At 57.4% G+C, this 17,198-nt stretch carries 17 protein-coding genes and 1 tRNA gene; 12 read left to right on the top strand and 6 right to left on the bottom strand.

The annotated features are described in order from the left end of the window. Positions 1 to 30: 30 nt before the first annotated feature. The 4 genes from deoD to HGAS_RS07890 all read left to right on the top strand — a co-directional run bounded on the left by deoD (position 31) and on the right by HGAS_RS07890 (position 4,789). On the top strand, positions 31 to 738 hold the full coding sequence (gene deoD / locus HGAS_RS07905) for a purine-nucleoside phosphorylase (protein ID WP_019127261.1): 708 nt from the start codon (positions 31 to 33) through the stop codon (positions 736 to 738). A 20-nt stretch (positions 739 to 758) separates the two neighbouring features. After that, a complete protein-coding gene (gene deoC, locus HGAS_RS07900) occupies positions 759 to 1,412 on the top strand; it encodes a deoxyribose-phosphate aldolase (RefSeq protein WP_019127260.1) in 654 nt (217 codons plus the stop codon). Between the two features lie 2 nt (positions 1,413 to 1,414). Further along, complete coding sequence (locus HGAS_RS07895) at positions 1,415 to 3,091, top strand: phospho-sugar mutase (protein ID WP_019127259.1); 1,677 nt, start codon at positions 1,415 to 1,417, stop codon at positions 3,089 to 3,091. A 213-nt stretch (positions 3,092 to 3,304) separates the two neighbouring features. Then, a complete protein-coding gene (locus HGAS_RS07890; RefSeq protein ID WP_019127258.1) occupies positions 3,305 to 4,789 on the top strand; it encodes an alpha-amylase in 1,485 nt (494 codons plus the stop codon). 11 nt (positions 4,790 to 4,800) lie between these two features. On the opposite strand, the gene HGAS_RS07885 is transcribed toward HGAS_RS07890, so the two are convergent. Beyond that, a complete protein-coding gene (locus HGAS_RS07885; RefSeq protein WP_026066727.1) occupies positions 4,801 to 5,433 on the bottom strand; it encodes a TetR/AcrR family transcriptional regulator in 633 nt (210 codons plus the stop codon). 80 nt (positions 5,434 to 5,513) lie between these two features. Between HGAS_RS07885 and HGAS_RS07880 the strand changes: the two genes are divergently transcribed. From HGAS_RS07880 to HGAS_RS08760, 8 genes are all read left to right on the top strand, one after another. After that, positions 5,514 to 5,584, top strand: a tRNA-Gln gene (locus HGAS_RS07880). A gap of 29 nt (positions 5,585 to 5,613) precedes the next feature. Further along, the gene (locus HGAS_RS07875; protein ID WP_019127256.1) at positions 5,614 to 6,645 is read left to right on the top strand and encodes a bifunctional N-acetylglucosamine-1-phosphate uridyltransferase/glucosamine-1-phosphate acetyltransferase; all 1,032 of its coding nucleotides are present in this window, start codon (positions 5,614 to 5,616) and stop codon (positions 6,643 to 6,645) included. Between the two features lie 53 nt (positions 6,646 to 6,698). Beyond that, a complete protein-coding gene (locus HGAS_RS07870) occupies positions 6,699 to 7,679 on the top strand; it encodes a ribose-phosphate diphosphokinase (protein ID WP_019127255.1) in 981 nt (326 codons plus the stop codon). A 137-nt stretch (positions 7,680 to 7,816) separates the two neighbouring features. Further along, positions 7,817 to 8,410, top strand: coding sequence for a 50S ribosomal protein L25/general stress protein Ctc (locus HGAS_RS07865; protein WP_019127254.1), 594 nt, complete (start codon positions 7,817 to 7,819; stop codon positions 8,408 to 8,410). Between the two features lie 63 nt (positions 8,411 to 8,473). Then, the gene (locus HGAS_RS07860; RefSeq protein WP_026066726.1) at positions 8,474 to 9,538 is read left to right on the top strand and encodes a mannose-1-phosphate guanylyltransferase; all 1,065 of its coding nucleotides are present in this window, start codon (positions 8,474 to 8,476) and stop codon (positions 9,536 to 9,538) included. A gap of 10 nt (positions 9,539 to 9,548) precedes the next feature. Then, entirely contained in the window at positions 9,549 to 10,610 is a 1,062-nt protein-coding gene (locus HGAS_RS07855) for a BMP family lipoprotein (RefSeq protein WP_019127252.1), read from the top strand. 8 nt (positions 10,611 to 10,618) lie between these two features. Next, positions 10,619 to 11,353, top strand: a complete 735-nt coding sequence (locus HGAS_RS07850; protein ID WP_019127251.1) for a TIGR00730 family Rossman fold protein — start codon at positions 10,619 to 10,621, stop codon at positions 11,351 to 11,353. A gap of 89 nt (positions 11,354 to 11,442) precedes the next feature. Further along, positions 11,443 to 11,607 (top strand): DUF3117 domain-containing protein, encoded by a 165-nt coding sequence (locus tag HGAS_RS08760; protein WP_009408257.1) that lies wholly within the window; start codon positions 11,443 to 11,445, stop codon positions 11,605 to 11,607. Here the strand turns inward: HGAS_RS08760 and HGAS_RS07840 are convergent. Genes HGAS_RS07840 through HGAS_RS07820 form a run of 5 tightly spaced genes read right to left on the bottom strand, consistent with a single transcriptional unit; the run spans position 11,590 to position 17,198 of the window. Then, positions 11,590 to 12,345, bottom strand: a complete 756-nt coding sequence (locus HGAS_RS07840) for a HisA/HisF-related TIM barrel protein (protein ID WP_019127250.1) — start codon at positions 12,343 to 12,345, stop codon at positions 11,590 to 11,592. The genes HGAS_RS08760 and HGAS_RS07840 overlap by 18 nt on opposite strands. Before the next feature lie 3 nt (positions 12,346 to 12,348). Beyond that, positions 12,349 to 13,206 carry a tryptophan synthase subunit alpha gene (gene trpA / locus HGAS_RS07835; protein ID WP_019127249.1) on the bottom strand — a complete coding sequence of 286 codons (858 nt, stop codon included), beginning with the start codon at positions 13,204 to 13,206 and terminating at the stop codon, positions 12,349 to 12,351. Further along, positions 13,203 to 15,503, bottom strand: coding sequence for a tryptophan synthase subunit beta (gene trpB, locus HGAS_RS08575; protein ID WP_019127248.1), 2,301 nt, complete (start codon positions 15,501 to 15,503; stop codon positions 13,203 to 13,205). The genes trpA and trpB overlap by 4 nt, the downstream gene beginning before the upstream one ends. After that, positions 15,500 to 16,531, bottom strand: a complete 1,032-nt coding sequence (gene trpD, locus HGAS_RS07825) for an anthranilate phosphoribosyltransferase (protein WP_019127247.1) — start codon at positions 16,529 to 16,531, stop codon at positions 15,500 to 15,502. The genes trpB and trpD overlap by 4 nt, the downstream gene beginning before the upstream one ends. A 1-nt stretch (position 16,532) precedes the next feature. Next, positions 16,533 to 17,198, bottom strand: a complete 666-nt coding sequence (locus tag HGAS_RS07820; protein WP_019127246.1) for an anthranilate synthase component II — start codon at positions 17,196 to 17,198, stop codon at positions 16,533 to 16,535.

Raw genomic sequence — 17,198 nt, 5'->3', positions numbered from 1 at the left:
ACCACCACATACGTATTGGAGTAAACAACCATGAAATCGACACCGCACATCAACCCGACGGCCCCCATTGCACCGACCATCTTGCTGCCCGGAGATCCGCTTCGCGCCAAGTTCATTGCCGAGACCTACCTTGAGGACGCGCAGCAATTCAACGCGGTGCGTAACATGCTGGGCTTCACCGGTACCTACCAGGGCACCCCGGTGTCCGTTATGGGATCGGGCATGGGCATTCCTTCGATCTCGCTGTACGCGTGGGAACTCATCCATGTTTTTGGTTGCACGAAGCTGATCCGCGTGGGTACGTGTGGTGCACTCCAGCCGGGAATCAACCTTTACGATGTCGTCATCGCTCAGGGAGCATGCACGAACTCGAACTTCATCGATCAATACAACATCCCGGGAACCTATGCCCCCATTGGTTCCTACCGTCTGATCGAGGCTGTGCGCGAGAATGCAAAGGAAAAGGGAGTGACCACCCACGTGGGTAACGTCCTCTCCTCGGACACTTTCTACAATGCCGATCCGACCTTTAATGAGCGCTGGCAGAAGATGGGCATCATGGCCATCGAAATGGAGACTTCGGGCCTCTACGCGACTGCCGCCGAAGCCGGGGTTGAAGCTCTGGGAATCTTTACCGTCTCTGACTCGCTGGTGACCGGTGAAGAAACCACCGCACACGAGCGTCAGACCGCCTTCACCCAGATGATGGAAATTGCACTTCCTCTGGCGCAGATCTGAGGACCTAAAAAAGGAAAAGTATGAAGAAGTCTGAAGTTGCACATCTGATCGACCACACGATCCTCAAGCCCGAGGCCACTAGCGCCGATGTCGCGCGAATCGTTGAGGAAGGTGCACGTTTTGGTACCTATTCCGTGTGCGTGTCCCCATCGATGCTCCCGCTTGAGGTGCCCGAAGGACTGAAGGTCGCCTGCGTCGTGGGCTTCCCTTCGGGGGCAGTGAAGCCGAATGTCAAGGCTTACGAAGCCAAACAGGCTATTGCCGATGGTGCTGACGAGATCGATATGGTCATCAATATTGCCCTGGCAAAAGAAGGCAAGTTCGATCAGGTCGAAGACGAAATCCGAGCCGTCCGCGCGGAGATTCCCGCGGGTAAGGTCCTGAAGGTCATCATCGAATCGGCGGCCTTGAACGATGAAGAAATCGTTGCAGTCTGCCGTGCGGCGGTCGCTGCCGGTGCAGATTTTGTCAAGACCTCAACTGGTTTCCACCCTGCAGGTGGAGCATCCGTTCACGCGGTGAAGCTCATGCGTGAGACCGTGGGCGAGGGCGTCGGGGTGAAGGCCTCGGGCGGTATCCGCAATGCAGAGACCGCTGTCGCCATGATCAATGCCGGCGCAAACCGTTTGGGTGTGTCTGCAACCGCAGCAATTCTTGAAGGCCTTGAGGACTGAATATGAACCTTATTGAACGTGCCCAACAGTGGGCTGATCACGATCCGGATCCCGTAACCGCCGAAGAGCTCGGATCATTGGTCCAGGCCGCTCGCGAAGGCGATCAGGACGCAGAACTCGAACTTGCACGTGCCATGAATGGTCCCTTGCAATTCGGTACCGCTGGCCTGCGTGGTGAGATCGGTGCCGGCGAGTCTCGGATGAACCTTGCGGTTGTTATCCGCGCGACGGCGGGCTTGTGTGCAGTGCTCCTTAAGCATGCTCCGCGCACGCCGCGTGTCGTCATCGGATGCGATGCCCGCTACGGTTCGGTTGACTTCGCTCACGCAGCCGCGCGTGTGGCCTCGGCAGCGGGATGCGAGGTGCTCTTGCTTCCCCTGATGAACCCAACCCCGCTCACCGCTTTCTCGGTGCGCGAACTGGACGCGGATGCGGGAATCATGGTGACCGCCTCGCACAATCCTCCCCGAGATAACGGCTACAAGGTCTATTTGGGTGGAACAGTCGTGACGGATGCCGGTCAGGGCGTCCAGATCGTTCCTCCCTTTGACGCAGAGATCGCCTCAGCGATTGCTTCTGCCCCCTTTGCCGATCAAATTGCACAAAATGATGAACTCATCGTCAATGTGGATCCCCGCGAAGACTACATTGCCCGCGCAGCCTCGTTGGCCTCGGGAAGCTCTGAAAGCAAGGCGGACCTGGGGATTACTCTGACGGGAATGCACGGCGTGGGTGCTGCGCTCACCAAGAAGGTCCTGGAAGAAGCCGGCTTCACCAATGTCACTCTGGTTGCCGAGCAGACCGATCCGGATCCGGATTTCCCGACAGTCTCTTTCCCGAACCCGGAAGAACCCGGGGCGTTGGACCTGGCAATCGCGCACGCCGCCGCGCACGGATCGGATCTGATCATTGCTGTTGATCCCGATGCTGACCGCTGTGCACTTGCTGTCCCCGACAGTGAATCTGCGACCGGTTGGCGTCAGCTCTCCGGTGATGAGATCGGGTCATTGCTGGGTGAATTCCGCGCGCAGAGCGCACCTTCGGACGCGGTTTTTGCGAACTCGATTGTCTCCTCGCGACTTTTGGGCAAGATCGCTGAGGGGCACGGTTTGAAGTACCAGCACACGCTGACCGGCTTTAAGTGGATTGCCCGCGTTCCTGGCCTCTACTTCGGCTACGAGGAAGCAATCGGTTTCTGCCCCGATCCTTCGCGTGTACGCGATAAGGACGGTATTGCAACATCCGTCGTCGCAGCCTCCCTTTTCGCGGAGCTCAAGACTCAGGGCCGCAGTGCGAAGGATGAATTGGAACGCATGGCACGCCTGTATGGCCTGCACGTGACCGCTCCCTTGACCTTCCGCGTCGATCGACTGGAGCTTATTGCTGAAGGAATGCAGCGCCTGCGTGCTCAGCCGTCGACAACCCTTGCCGGTGCTGAGGTTGAAGGCGTCGTGGACCTGTCGAAGGGGTGGGACGGCCTTCCTGGAACAGATGCACTGATGGTCACCACCACCGCTGGAGACCGCGTGATCGCACGTCCTTCGGGCACCGAACCTAAGCTCAAGTGCTATTTGGAAGTGATTCTTCCCGTTGAGGAAGGAGCCGAGGTCCCTTGGGAAGCCGCTCGCGCTCGCCTAGAAAGCATCAAGGCTGAGTTTGGCGCTGCGATCGGGATCTGAATAAGTTCCGAGGCCGCAGCGGCTGAGCAGCGCGCACAGTAGCCGCGGCGTGAAAAACCTTTGGTGGGTGTCGCCTACGGGCGGCGCCCACCAGTCTTATTCGCTTCCTTGCGATGCTACCGTCTGGGATTTGCTGTTCCATTATCGTTCGCTCTATTTCCACTTGTGCGTGGTTGACTCGCGGCAAACAAACGAGGCTGGCAGGATAAAGATGTGAGCGAAGAACACACCCCATCAGATACGCAGCCGCAAGATTTTCACGATCATCTGCTTTTGCAAGCCTTTGCGTGGGATCTCCCCGCCGATCAAAGCCTGTGGAGGAGCATTGCCGCTTCGGCGAAGGACCTTGCGGATCTGGGAATTGAAGGTGTCTGGCTTCCGCCCGCCTATAAGGGATATATGGGACGCGAAGATGTCGGCTACGGGGTCTATGACATGTATGACTTGGGTGAGTTCGACCAAAAGGGAAGCGTTGGGACAAAGTACGGGACAAAGGAAGAGTATCTGGCTGCCATTGATGCCCTTCATGCCGCGGGTATTCACGTAATTGCCGATATTGTCTTTAACCATCGCCTGGGTGGGGATGAGACCGAAGATGTTCGAGCGCGCAAGGTCGATCCGGGGAACCGAATGCAGGTGATCTCCGATGAAGAAACGATCCGAGCATGGACCCGTTTTACTTTCCCAGGTCGGGCTGGAGCTTACTCCGATTTCCAATGGGATTGGCAATGCTTTAACGGTATTGATTGGGACGAAAATACGAAGAGCAACGCTGTCTGGCTTTTTGACGGTAAAGAATGGGACCCCACTGCCGGTGAGGAGCTGGGCAACTACGACTACCTCATGGGCTGCGATGTTGATGTCTCTTCACCGCAGGTCAATGAGGAATTAGACCGTTGGGGCCGCTGGTACATCGAAACTACGGGCGTCGATGCCCTGCGGTTGGATGCCGTAAAACACATCGGTTCAGATTTCTTTGCACGATGGCTGCCAAATTTACGTCAAACAACCGGCAAACTTCTTCCCGCGGTCGGGGAGTATTGGAGCTACGACGTGGGGCAGCTGTGCTCCTACCTTGACCGAGTCCCCGATGTTGCGCTTTTTGATGTCCCATTGCATTTCCACTTCCACGAGGCTTCTGTCTCAGATGGGAATTTTGATCTCTCGCAGCTTTTTGCTAATACCCTGGTTGGGACTCGCCCAGAACGGGCCGTCACTTTCGTTGAAAACCACGACACGCAACCTGGACAGTCACTAGAGTCCACTGTCGCCCCTTGGTTTAAACTTTCCGCTTACGCCTTGATTCTGCTGCGTGATAGTGGAGTGCCCTGCGTTTTTTGGGGAGACCTTCTGGGTAGCGGTGATTCTCTTCCCGCTGTGAGTGAATTGCCCTTCCTCATGCGTGCGCGGAAGGCCGCCGCTCAAGGCCCACAGTTCGATGCATTTGATGATCCCGATGTCGTTGGTTTTTCTCGCCAAGGAATCGAAGGTGACCCATCAACTGGTTGCGCTGTCATCCTCTCAGACCGACTTGCCGGTGAGAAGCGTTTATTCCTTGGGAACTGGCGCGCGGGTGAGACCTGGGTGTGCGCTATTGGCGAGCACCCGGCCGTCGTTATCGAAGAAGACGGGTGGGCAACTTTCCCGGTTTCCGATGGTGGCCTTTCCGTTTACTTTCCCGAGGCCGCGCGCCTGTAAGGGGAGAACTGCTACTTGGCCTCGTCCGCGGAAGTCATGAGGATGGGGGAGGGGCGCAGATTGCGCATACCGTTCCACACAAGGTTAACGACGTGTGAGGCGACCTCTTCCTTGCTCATTCGGCGCTCGTCCAGCCACCACTGTCCTACCTGTGCAATCAGGCCGACTAGCATTTGTGCGTACAGGGGAGCCCACTTGGGGCTCATATTCGCCTGAGAAAACTGCTCGGCTAAGAGGTGCTCAACCTTAATGGCGACATCTCCAAGCAGCGAAGAGTAAGAGCCGGAGGTTGAATTCTGCGGGGCATCACGCACCAGAATTCGGAAACCATCCGTATGGGACTCGATGTAGCTGAGCAGGGCAAGTGCTGAATCCTCAAGGATCATTCGCGGGCGCTTGTGGGAATCCAAAGCGGCTTCCAATGCGTTCATGAGTGCCTGGACTTCGCGGTCCACAATGACGGCGTAGAGGCCTTCTTTTCCCCCGAAATGTTCATAAATCACGGGTTTTGAGATCTTTGCCTGAGCAGCAATTTCCTCGACACTGGTGCCATCAAATCCTTTTGAGGCAAAAGTCGCACGTCCCACGGCAACTAGTTGCTCGCGACGCGCAAAAGCGCTCATTCTCATCCGCTTCTCGGCCATGTCTTAACCGTACACGCAGACGGTGTTGGAGGTTCTAGATGGCATAACACGGTGTGTTTATGGCACAATCTATGTGTCCTTCCGCCTTGGTGTAACGGCAGCACAGAGGTTTTTGGTGCCTTTAGTCTAGGTTCGAATCCTAGGGGCGGAGCTCAGGATGAGCGCGCGTGAAAGGGCGACATGACTACTCCCACAGCAGTGATTGTTCTGGCCGCCGGCGCCGGAACCCGAATGAAGTCTTCCCTTCCCAAGGTTGTTCATCCAGTCGTTGGGCGTTCAATGATCGGTCACGCGCTGCACGCAGCTGCGGGGACTCACCCCGATCATCTTGTTGCGGTTGTTCGTCACCAGCGCGAACTCGTCGCTGCGGAAATCCTGCGCAACAACCCCGATGTGATCATTGCAGACCAGGATGATATCCCCGGAACCGGTCGTGCGGTGCAATGTGCTCTTGATGAGCTTCTGCGTCGCGGGCATAGCCTTTCGGGCACGATCTTGGTGACTTACGGCGATGTTCCCATGCTTGATGCAGACACTCTGAATGCTCTTGTTCGCTCTCATGATGAGCGCGGTGCAACAGTGTCAGTCTTGACGACAATTGTTGATGACCCCACCGGCTACGGGCGGATCATCCGTGACGATGCCAGCGGCGATGTCTGCCGGATTGTCGAACAAAAAGATGCATCTGAAGCAGAGCGTCAGATCCGCGAAATCAACGCTGGGATCTACGCATTTGATGGTGAGTTCCTTCGCGACGCATTGATGCACGTTGGGACCAATAACAATCAGGGTGAGGTTTACCTCACGGATGTTCTTGCCCAGGCATACCAAGCGGACCGCGTGACAAACGGTGTCATTCTTGAGGATCAATGGATGGCGCAGGGTTGCAACGACCGGATCCAGCTTGCCGAATTGGCCGCAGAAATGAACCGTAGGATCTGCGTGGAGCACATGCGTTCAGGCGTTTCCATTGTGGATCCCTCAAGCACATGGATCGAGTGCGATGTCCGCATTGACGCGGATACAACGATCTATCCCAACACTGTTCTGCGCGGTCGCACCGAGATCGCCACGGGCTGCGAAATTGGCCCGGGAACAACACTGACGAATGCGCAGGTCGGGCCGGGGTGCCGAGTGCCTGCCGCCTGGGTCAGTAACACACGCCTAGAAGGCGATACGATAGTAGCGCCTTTTACTTCGATCGAACGGTGAACAAGGATACTGCTCGACGAAAAAAGTCCGCATAAACGGGAGGGACATACCGCATGACGGGGCTGGTAACCAGCGGTGAAAAGCGTCTGGTTCTTGTATCGGGTCGAGCACACATTGAACTCGCCCAGCAGGTTGGCGAAGAGTTGGGTTGCGGAGTTTCTCCGACGACCGCCTATGACTTCGCCAGTGGGGAAACCTACGTTCGTTTTAACGAATCAGTACGTGGTGCGGATGTCTTCGTCCTGCAATCGCATACCGGTGAAGTGAATAAGTGGCTGATGGAACAGCTCTTGATGATCGATGCGGCGAAGCGAGCATCGGCCAAGCGCATTACCGCAGTCGCCCCCTATTACCCCTACGCGCGCCAGGATAAGAAACACCTGGGGCGCGAACCTATTTCTGCCCGCCTTATTGCTGATCTGTACAAGACGGCGGGTGCGGATCGCATCATGAGTGTTGACCTGCACGCTTCGCAGGAACAGGGCTTCTTTGACGGTCCGGTTGACCACCTCTGGGCGATGCCCGTCCTGGTTGACTACGTGCGCTCGCGCGTTGATCCGTCCAATGTCTGCATGGTCTCGCCCGACGCCGGTCGTATTCGCGTCGCAGAGAAGTGGTCAGCAAAGCTGGGTGGATGCCCCTTGGCTTTCGTCCACAAGACTCGCGATACCACCCGTCCCAACGTAGCTGTTGCTAACCGCGTTGTTGGCGATGTTGCGGGTAAGCAGTGTGTGATGGTCGATGACATGATCGACACCGCTGGCACCATTTCTGAGGCCGTTAAGGTTGTGATGAATGCGGGTGCCTCCTCCGTTATCGTTGCTGCAACCCACGGTATTTTGTCCGATCCTGCAGCTCAGCGTCTTTCCGAATGCGGTGCCCAGGAAGTGATCGTTACCGACACCCTGCCCATTGCACTTGAGAAGCGTTTCGATAATCTGACAATCCTGCCGATTGCTCCTCTGCTTGCACGTGCAATCCGCGAGGTTTTCGACGATGGATCGGTCACATCTCTCTTTGATGGGGTCGCCTGAGGCCTCAAAACGCGCTATTCTGGCTAGGTTGCTCCGGCGAGGGCGCGAAAGCGCCGTTATCGACAGGGCTTTCTGTAGGGTTATCCTTCAGATTCCTAGCGCCGGTGCGTGGAATGAACTATTTGAAGGAGGCTCTCATGAGCAACCCCACGCTGGTCGCACAGACCCGTTCTGAATTTGGTAAGGGTGCAGCACGTCGCGCACGTCGCGCCGGCCTGGTCCCCGGTGTCCTTTACGGTCACGGTGGCGAGCCCGTTCACGTTGATCTCCCCGCTCACGAGCTCTTCCTGGCTGTCCGTGGCCAGAAGAATGCTCTGCTCGAGCTGGTCATCGAGGGCAAGAAGCAGCTTGCTCTGGTGAAGGAAGTTCAGCGTCACCCCGTTTCTCGCGATCTTCTCCACGCCGACTTCCTGGCCGTCAAGGCCGGCGAAGTGGTCGACGTCGAGGTTCCCGTTTCGATCATCGGTGAGTCCGCAGCCGGCACCCAGCACACTCAGGAAGAGTTCGCACTGCTGGTTAAGGCCCCCGCCACCGCTATCCCCGAGTCCATCGAGGTTGACATCACCGGTATCGAGGCCGGCACCGCCGTTCGCGTTGCCGATGTGACCTTCCCCGAGGGCGTCGTCTCCGAGCTCGATCCCGAGACTGTCGTTGTCACCGTCTCCGAAGAGGTCGTCGAGGTCGAAGAAGAGGAAGCACCCGCCGAGGCTGCTGAAGAATCAGCTGAGTGATCTCACTTCACTTAAGGGAGGCTTGCCGTTAGGCAAGCCTCCCTTTTTATTACACTGAGAAGTATGAATCGACTTCACGTCATTATTCCCGCCGGGGGAGTGGGCTCTAGGCTGTGGCCTCTATCGCGTAAGGATCGGCCGAAATTTCTGCTTGACCTGCGCATGAGTGGAAAGAGCTTGCTCCAAGAGACCATTGACCGTCTGGCTCCAATCGCAGCTTCTTTCACGATTGTCACGGGGCGTGCACATGAACAAGCCGTGCGTGCTCAGATCCCCCAGGGACTTGATGTCACTGTGCTTGTCGAGCCTCAGGGGCGCGATTCGATGCCCGCTATCGGTTTGGCTGCTTATGTCATTCGTCAGCGCTTTGGTGACGAGGCTCCGATTGCTTCTTTCGCGGCTGATCATGCGATTACTCATCCTCAGGTTCTTCTTGACTGCGTGGAACGTGCGCTGGAAGTTGCTCAGAAGGGCTACGTTGTCACGATTGGCCTGAGGCCGCTGACCCCTTCGACAGCCTATGGCTACATCGCCCCAGGAGCCCCCTTTGAAATGGAGTCTCCCGAAAAGGGATCTATTGTGCGCTCTTTCGTTGAAAAACCGGATGAAGAGACCGCGAAGCAGTACTGTGAACAGGGCTACCTGTGGAATGCTGGAATGTTCATTATGACCGCAGGAACTCTTGCCCGTGCGCTTACGCGTTTTCATCCCGATATGGATACACATCTGAGCGCGATTGGGAGCCAATGGGGAAGTGAAAGCTCTGCTCAGACCCTGAGCGAAGAATGGCCCACGCTTACGAAGATCGCTATCGATCATGCCATCGCCGAACCGCTTGCCTCCGAGGGGGGAGTGGCCGTTGTTCCAGCGACCGACATGGGCTGGACAGACGTAGGTGATTTTGACGCGCTTGCACAGATTAGCTCTGAAGGGCAGGCCCTTCGGATTGATTCCCCTGATTCATTCGTCCGATCTTTGACCGGCCAAAAAATTGTTTTGGTTGGAGCGCCGAATATGGCTGTCATCGCTACAGAGGACGCAATCTTGGTTGTTGACCGTAATCGCGCGCAGGACGTGAAACACGTGGTTGACCAGTTGACGCAGAGCGGAGAGGACGAACTCCTTTAGGATGAAGACCATGACTCGATTCGCGCGTGCACACCTATGCGCAGCAACAAGCGCTTTGATGCTTCTCCTTGCTGGCTGCTCCTCAGCCCCTGCGTCAAATGCTCAAACTCAGCTGTGCGGAATTTCTGACGCAGCTGGGTGGGATAGCGCGACCTCGCAAACTCCGGCGAAACGGGCAATTTCGCAGGCGGCCTCGGAAATCGGAGGGGAAGCAAAATTCGCCACCGGCGAAGGCGAACTGGATGCGCTTCTCAAGGGCGGATGCACCATTGTTATCTCCGAAGGCCAGGGAATGACTCAGGCCATCACCCAGGCGGCAAAGAAAAACTCGTCAGTCCGCTTCATTACCGTTAACTCTGGTTTCGAATCAGCAAATAAAACTGTCGAGCCCAGTAACGGCAAGGCTGTTGTCTCGCGCGCGACACAGGGCGCCTATATGGCCGGTTATGCTTCCGCAGGTTTGACGACGACCGGAACTATCGCAGGATTTGGTGGGGTTGAAACCAGCGAACGCCAAGCGCTGATGGATGCCTTTGCGCAGGGAGTTGACGCCTACAACCTCTCATATGGGACATCGATCCGCTTTGAAGGATGGGATACCACTCGCATGCGCGGAACCTTCACCGGAAACGATGATCCGGCAAGCATCAAGGAAGCAGCTTCAAAGGCACTTGCTGCGGGTGCGGATATTTTGGTCCCCTTCGCAGACGGCGGAAACCAAGGCGCGCTCCAAGCACTTGAGGCAGCCGGAAATAACTCGGCCCAGCGCTTGGTCTGGATGGGTGATGACCTTCCCAGCGACCTTCCCCAGGTCATTACGGCGGTAACGACGACCACGAAGGACCACGCGACCGAGGCAATTACCTCCGCACGAGGAAGCGATTTCTCAACGAATGCAGTTATCGATTCTCTTGATAATAACGGCGTGACACTGGCGCCTTTCGCTGCTCACGAGGCACTCATGACCCCCGAGCTCAAGGACTCCTTGGCCTCGATGCGCCAGCAGCTTCTCACTGGCAGCCTTGTGATCACGACTCAATTTGACCCCCTGTTGATTTCTCCCCGTAAGTGAAGGACCCCATGGAACACGCACACCAAAATTCCTCCTATCGTCGAGGCCCGGTGATCCTTCGCGGAGGAAAGATCCCTCGCGAAACATCCGATACCGGCCTGCTGCGCCCCCAGTCCTCTGCGGATTGGCTGCACGAGGATCCCTGGAGGGTGCTTCGTATCCAATCGGAGTTTGTCGAAGGCTTTGGAGCGCTTGCCGAGTTGGGTCCGGCAGTGTCGGTTTTCGGCTCGGCTCGTACCCCTGCTGGAAGTGAAGATTGGGAGCGTGCGCGCTCCATCGGCTCCCTATTGGTGCAAGCTGGCTTTGCCGTGATTACCGGTGGTGGACCGGGAATTATGGAAGCGGCCAATAAGGGTGCGTGGGAAGCGGGAGGGACCTCCGTCGGCTTGGGAATTGAGCTTCCTCACGAGCAGGGAATGAATGAATGGGTAAATGTTGGAATTAATTTCCGTTATTTCTTTGCCCGTAAGACCATGTTCATGAAATATTCCTCGGGCTTTATCGCTATGCCGGGTGGTTTTGGCACGATGGATGAGCTGTTTGAGGCTGCGACCTTGGTGCAAACCGGTAAGGTGCATTCCTTCCCGATCGTTTTGGTTGGGCGCGAGTACTGGGGTGGATTAGTTCAGTGGATTAATTCGACCATGAAGGAATCGGGAATGCTGTCGAGTAATGACCCTCAACTTCTGCACGTGGTCGATAGTCCCGAAGAAGCTGTGGAAATAGTAATTGGACACAAATAATTCAATACCTTACTAAAACACGGCATTCTCGGTAGAATAAATGTGTTTTTAGCGGTATTTAATACCCGGCGTTCAGAAGGGAAACGAACATGGCAGCTATGAAGCCGCGAACCGGAGATGGTCCCCTCGAGGCAGAAAAAGAGGGTCGTGGGATTGTCATGCGTATCCCCAGCGAAGGCGGCGGCCGTCTGGTTATCGAACTCAGCGCTGAAGAAGCACAGGAACTGGCTCAGGCTTTAGCTAACGCTCTGTGAGGCACTCAGAGCCTCCCCAAGAGTCAGGCTTCCGACATAGAGAGCCTTGCCAACAATCACTCCATCCAGATAGCCTTCACGCCTCAAGGTGTGGATGTCCTCGATATGACGGATTCCTCCCGAGGCAACCAGAAGCGTAGGTGTTTTCGCCCGTAGATCTCTGAGTAGGTCTACGGGCGGTCCCATAAGTGCCCCGTCTCGTTGGCGCTCGGTGACGATGTAGCGCTGCACACCGGCTTGGTCCAGAATACGGCAGACTTCCCAAAGGTTACCCGCGTCCCCATCAACGCCTCGCGGACGAATTCGATCACCCTCAACATCGATGCAGATATTGAGGTGTCCGGCGAACTCAGCAATCAAGGTGCGGACCCGATCGATATCGACCAAGGCCTGAGAAGCCAGATTGACGCGATCAGCACCTGCCTGAAGCGCAGCTTCGATATCCTCCCCGCTGCGTACCCCACCAGACCACTCGATGCGGCATTCAGGCGCATGCCGGCCTGAGACGGATGCTCCAGATCCATGAAGTTCAGAAATCACCTCAGAAAGCACATCTGAGTTGTTTCCTCGCTCAAAGGCCGCATCAATATCGACCAGATGAATCCAGCTCGCTCCCTGAGCAATGAAGGAACGCGCAAGCTCGAAGGGATCAGCACTGGTCGAGCCCTCACGGCCGTCAGTTCCACGGTGCGTGAGGGCCCGGCCGTTGGCAATGTCAAGGGCGGGAAGAATATCCACGACTCAGTTGTTTCCGTGATTCAGGGTTGCCTGGTACATCGGTGCGAAGAACTCACCCAGCCGTAGAAGAGTTTCGTTCAACGCATCGCGAGTGCCGTTCTTTTCCTCTTCTGCAATTTGTGCCGCATGCTCGGCGATGATGCGCACGATTGCTGAACCCGAGATCGCGCCATCTGCTCCCGCCTGAAGTGCTGCACGGACGTGCTCGGGTCGGGAAATCCCAAAACCCAAGAGAACAGGAGCGGCCGCTTCCTCGCGAAGCTTTGCGACGGCCTCGTGCAGGCCCACGGTCGAGGCCTCGTGGTCCGCGCCGGTCACGCCCACGCGAGAAACCGCGTAGACGTACCCGCGTGCAGAGTGCGCGACATCGCTCAGGGTGCGAGGCGAGGCCGATGGGGGAGCGATGTACACGCTGTCGATCCCCGACTTAAGCGCTGCTTCTCCGAATGGATGCCCCTCGCGGATCGGGAGATCTGGGATGAGCACCGAATCGACTCCCGCCTGCGCGCAGAGCGCATAGAAACGATCAACCCCGATGGAGAAGGGAACATTCGCGTAGACCAGCAGCCCAATGGGGAGATCAGGGTGCGAGTCGCGAATGCGAGAAAGGATCCGGAAGCACTCATCGATAGCAGTACCGGCCTGAAGGGCCCGCAGGTGTGCTTCCTGAATAACAACGCCGTCTGCGACCGGATCTGAGAAGGGAATCCCGAGCTCAAGAGCATCCGCGCCATCGGCGATGAGTGCCTCGATGATCGCCTCGCAGGACGCAGGAGTGGGGTCGCCCAGCATCACAAAGGGGACGATTGCCCCGCGTTCCTGTGCGGCGCAGCGCTCAAACATTGATGCGTAGCGAGTCATCGTTCCTCCTTAGATGAACCCAGATCATAGGAATGGGTCCTATGGGTTCCAAAGCCGGCACGTTCTTGTGCAACAAGCTCAGCGGCGCGGGCAACGGCTCCGTCCCTAGAGAAGGAGCCTCCCAAGCGCTCGCGGACTTGGTCGAGGTCCTTATCGCCTCGGCCGGATAGACACACAAGCAGTGTGGGGACCTGTCCCTCGCGCGTATCAAGTCCCTCGGTGTGGCCCGTATCCTTGAGCTCACGCGCCATCTTGAGGGCGTAAGCCAAGGCGTGAGAGGACTCCATTGCCGGAATGATTCCCTCATGACGCGAGAGCTCGATGAAGGCGTTGACGGCCTCGTCATCGGTGATTCCCACGTAGTGAGCGCGGCCGCTCGCAGCTAAATAGGCGTGCTGCGGGCCGACACCGGGGTAGTCCAAGCCTGCGGAAATTGAATAGGACTCCTCGACCTGCCCCTCGTCAGTGCGCATGAGGTAGGAACGCGCCCCGTGAAGAACACCGACCTTGCCCTCGTGGATTGCCGCGCCGTGGTGTCCGGAATTCAGTCCCTCACCCGCAGGCTCAACGCCGTAGAGCGCAACAGATGGATCGTCAATAAAGTCAGCGAACATACCGATTGCGTTTGAGCCTCCACCCACGCAGGCAATAACCGCGTCGGGGAGTGCACCGGTTTGCGCGAGGATCTGAGCGCGTGCCTCGGTTGAAATAATGCGGTGGAATTCGCGAACCATTGTGGGGAAGGGGTGTGGACCGGCCGCGGTTCCCAACAGGTAGTGCGAGGTCTTAAAGGTTGCTGTCCAGTCGCGCAGGGCTTCGTTAACGGCATCCTTGAGGGTTCCGCTGCCCGCGGTCACGGGGACAACGGTTGCCCCCATGAGCTCCATGCGCTCGACGTTTGGGGCCTGTCGAACAACATCGACCGCGCCCATGTAGATCGTGCATTCCAATCCCAAAAGCGCACATACCATTGCGGTTGCGGTCCCGTGCTGGCCAGCTCCGGTTTCAGCGATGATGCGCGTCTTACCCATGCGCTTAGCCAGCAGAGCCTGTCCGAGAACCTGGTTACCCTTGTGTGCGCCGCCGTGGACCAGATCCTCACGCTTGAGGAAGATCCGAGCACCGCCACCGGGAAGGTTGCGGAGCTCTGTGACGGGGGTGGGACGTCCCAGGAACTGATGGAGAAGAGTATTGATCTCCTCGATGAAAGTTGGGTCGTCAATTGCCTGGACGAATGCTTCTTCAAGCTGGTCCAGTGCGGGGATCAAAAGCTCAGGAACGTATTGGCCGCCGAATTGCCCGAAGTAGGGGGAAAGCTTCGTTGGGCGCTCGGGCGCTTCTTCGTCCTTCGTACCCTCCGTCTTTGCGCCGAGGCGTTCACTGGAGTAGGGCCTCCACGAGGTGTGGAGCGCAGCTTCTTCGAGGAAGGCATGGCCGGCACTGGGCTGGCCTCCTGCGATCTCCCAAGCTGCCTGTGCGGGATCATCCGAACCTGAGAGCGAGGAGCCAACTAATAGCGCGTCGACGTAAGGAGCAAGAGTCATCACATCATCGCGTGAATGGACGCCAGACTCACCAACGATTACTGCTCCCTTTGGAGCAAGGGGAGCCAGCTTCTGCGTGCGGGTAATGTCGATCTGAAGCGTGCGAAGGTCACGATTGTTGATGCCAATGATGCGTGCACCCAGGTGCTGAGCGCGGTGCATATCCTCTTCGCTGTCAACTTCGGTCAGGACGTCCATTCCCAGGCGCTGGGCCGCCAAGGAAAGCTCCGTGTAGTCCTGATCGTCTAGAACGGACAGCATCAGTAAGATCGCATCTGCACCGTGAGAGCGAGCAGCCGTGATCTGAATGGGATCAATGATGAAGTCCTTGCACAAGACAGGCTGGTTAACCTCGTCTCGTACCTCATCAAGATCAGCGAAATTGCCGTTGAAACGGTCGGGCTCTGTCAACACACTGATCGCTGCGGCGTAGCGAGAGTAGGCACGAGCCAAAAGGCGCGGAGAATATGCACCCTCGATAATTGTGCCCAAAGTCGGAGATGCCGACTTGCACTCCATGATGATTGCCGGGCCGCTGGGACGAGGCTGGAAGCCTTCCTTATCGTCGTAACGACGCGTGCGTAGTGCGTCCTCAAAAGAGCGCGTCGAGCGAGGAAGCGTTAGGGGATCGATGTGTCCGTAGGCCTCGTGAAGTTCAGGAAGACGCGTCCGACGCTGAGCAACGATCGAATCAAGGACGGTCCCGGTTTCGCGCAATCGCGTGGAAATGGGAGAGAAAGACGGCTGGTTCACTGGTTCTCCTGCTCTTTCAATTCGCGTGCGGTCGAAACGATGGTCTCGAGGTGGGAGGCGACGGCGCCGCTGGAGAGTTGAGACAGTGCCAATTCGGTTCCCTGGTTCAAAGATTCCGCCTTGCCAGCCAAATAGAGCATTGCACCGCTTGTCGCAGCGATGGCCTCGCGCTGGGCAGGCGCGCCCTTCCCGGCGAAGATCTCTGAGATCAGACGCAGGTTTTCTTCTGCATCCCCACCGACCAAGTCTGAGAGCGGAGCAGGAGTAATTCCCAGCTCCTCAGGGGTCAGGGTAAAGGAAGCAATACCCTCTTGGGTGATCTCGCGGATCTCGGTGGGACCGTGGACGGCGAATTCATCGGTACCGCTACCGTGAACCACCAGTGCATGCTTTAGACCCAAGGACGCCAAAGCCTTCGCAACGACATCCAGGAGTTCAGGCTTACCAACCCCCAGTACCTGGTAGGACAGCGGCGCGGGGTTCACCAAGGGGCCGATGAGATTGAAGATCGTCGGGTTCTTCAAAGCGCCGCGCACGGGTGCGACATAGCGCATTGCAGGGTGATACTTCTGCGCGAACAAGAAGCAGAAACCGGTGCGTTCCAAGAGCTTCGCTGAAGAAGCGGGGGAGAGGTCCAGGGGGATACCCGCGGCCTCAACAAGGTCTGCGGCTCCAGCCTTCGAAGACACCGCTCGGTTACCATGCTTGGCGACCTTGAGTCCCATGGACGCCGCAACGAAAGCCGAGGCCGTCGAGATATTGATTGTTCCGACACCGTCACCGCCCGTTCCGACGACGTCAATGACGCCGGGAGCAGCCGTTGTGAAGTGTTGTGCTGCTGAACGGAAAGCTTCTGCCGCACCCGCAATTTCACTGGGCTGCTCGCCGCGTGCGTGAAGTGCTCCAAGGAAAGCTGCGATTTCAATTTCGCTGAGTTCCCCGCGTGACATCTCCTCGAAAACGGAACGTGCCTGTTCCTGGTCTAGTAGGTGACCGTTCAATGCGCGGCGCAGAAAGGACTCACTCATGTCAATTCCTTGAATTAGTAGCGGTGGATAGGGTTAGGTCAGCCAGCAGAGCACGCAGAAGAAGCGGCCCAGCCGGAGTCAAAATCGATTCTGGGTGGAATTGCAGACCGATGCACGGCGCACTGCGGTGACGCGCAGCCATGACAATCCCATCGCGGGTGTGTGCCAAGGACACCAAAGCGTCGGGAAGGCTACGCGTGCCCAGAGAGTGGTAACGCGCGACGGAGATATATCCGTGCTCAGCATCGTCACCGGGACGGGGAGCCTCTGCAATTGAGGAGAAGGCGGGGTCTTCAATGCCGGCCTCGGTAAGCTCAATGCGGTCGGTGCGCCCATGGGTTGCCCCTACTGGACCGACGACGCCCCCGCAGGCCTCGACCATTGCTTGGAAGCCCAGGCAAATCCCCAAGGTCGGAATATTCTCACGGAGAGCCACCTCAAGGATCTCCATCATGTTTCCTGCGCCTCGGGGATGCCCCGGACCGGGAGAAAGAATCAAGAGAGGACGTTCGCCTGCAGCGCGCTCGGCCTCGGTCGGAACAAGTGCCTTGAGAAGCGTTGATGTTGGAGTCGTATTACGGAAGACCTGCACTGCGGCCTCGCGGGCGGTTAAATCCACCAAGTTGTAGACGAAAGAGTCGCGGTTATCCAGGAAAATGACGCGCAT

The sequence above is a fragment of the Actinomyces sp. ph3 genome (assembly GCF_000308055.1).
In the GTDB taxonomy this organism is placed as follows: domain Bacteria; phylum Actinomycetota; class Actinomycetes; order Actinomycetales; family Actinomycetaceae; genus Pauljensenia.
Note: the sequence above shows the minus strand (reverse complement) of the source record. Positions and strands in the feature narration are given on the sequence as shown.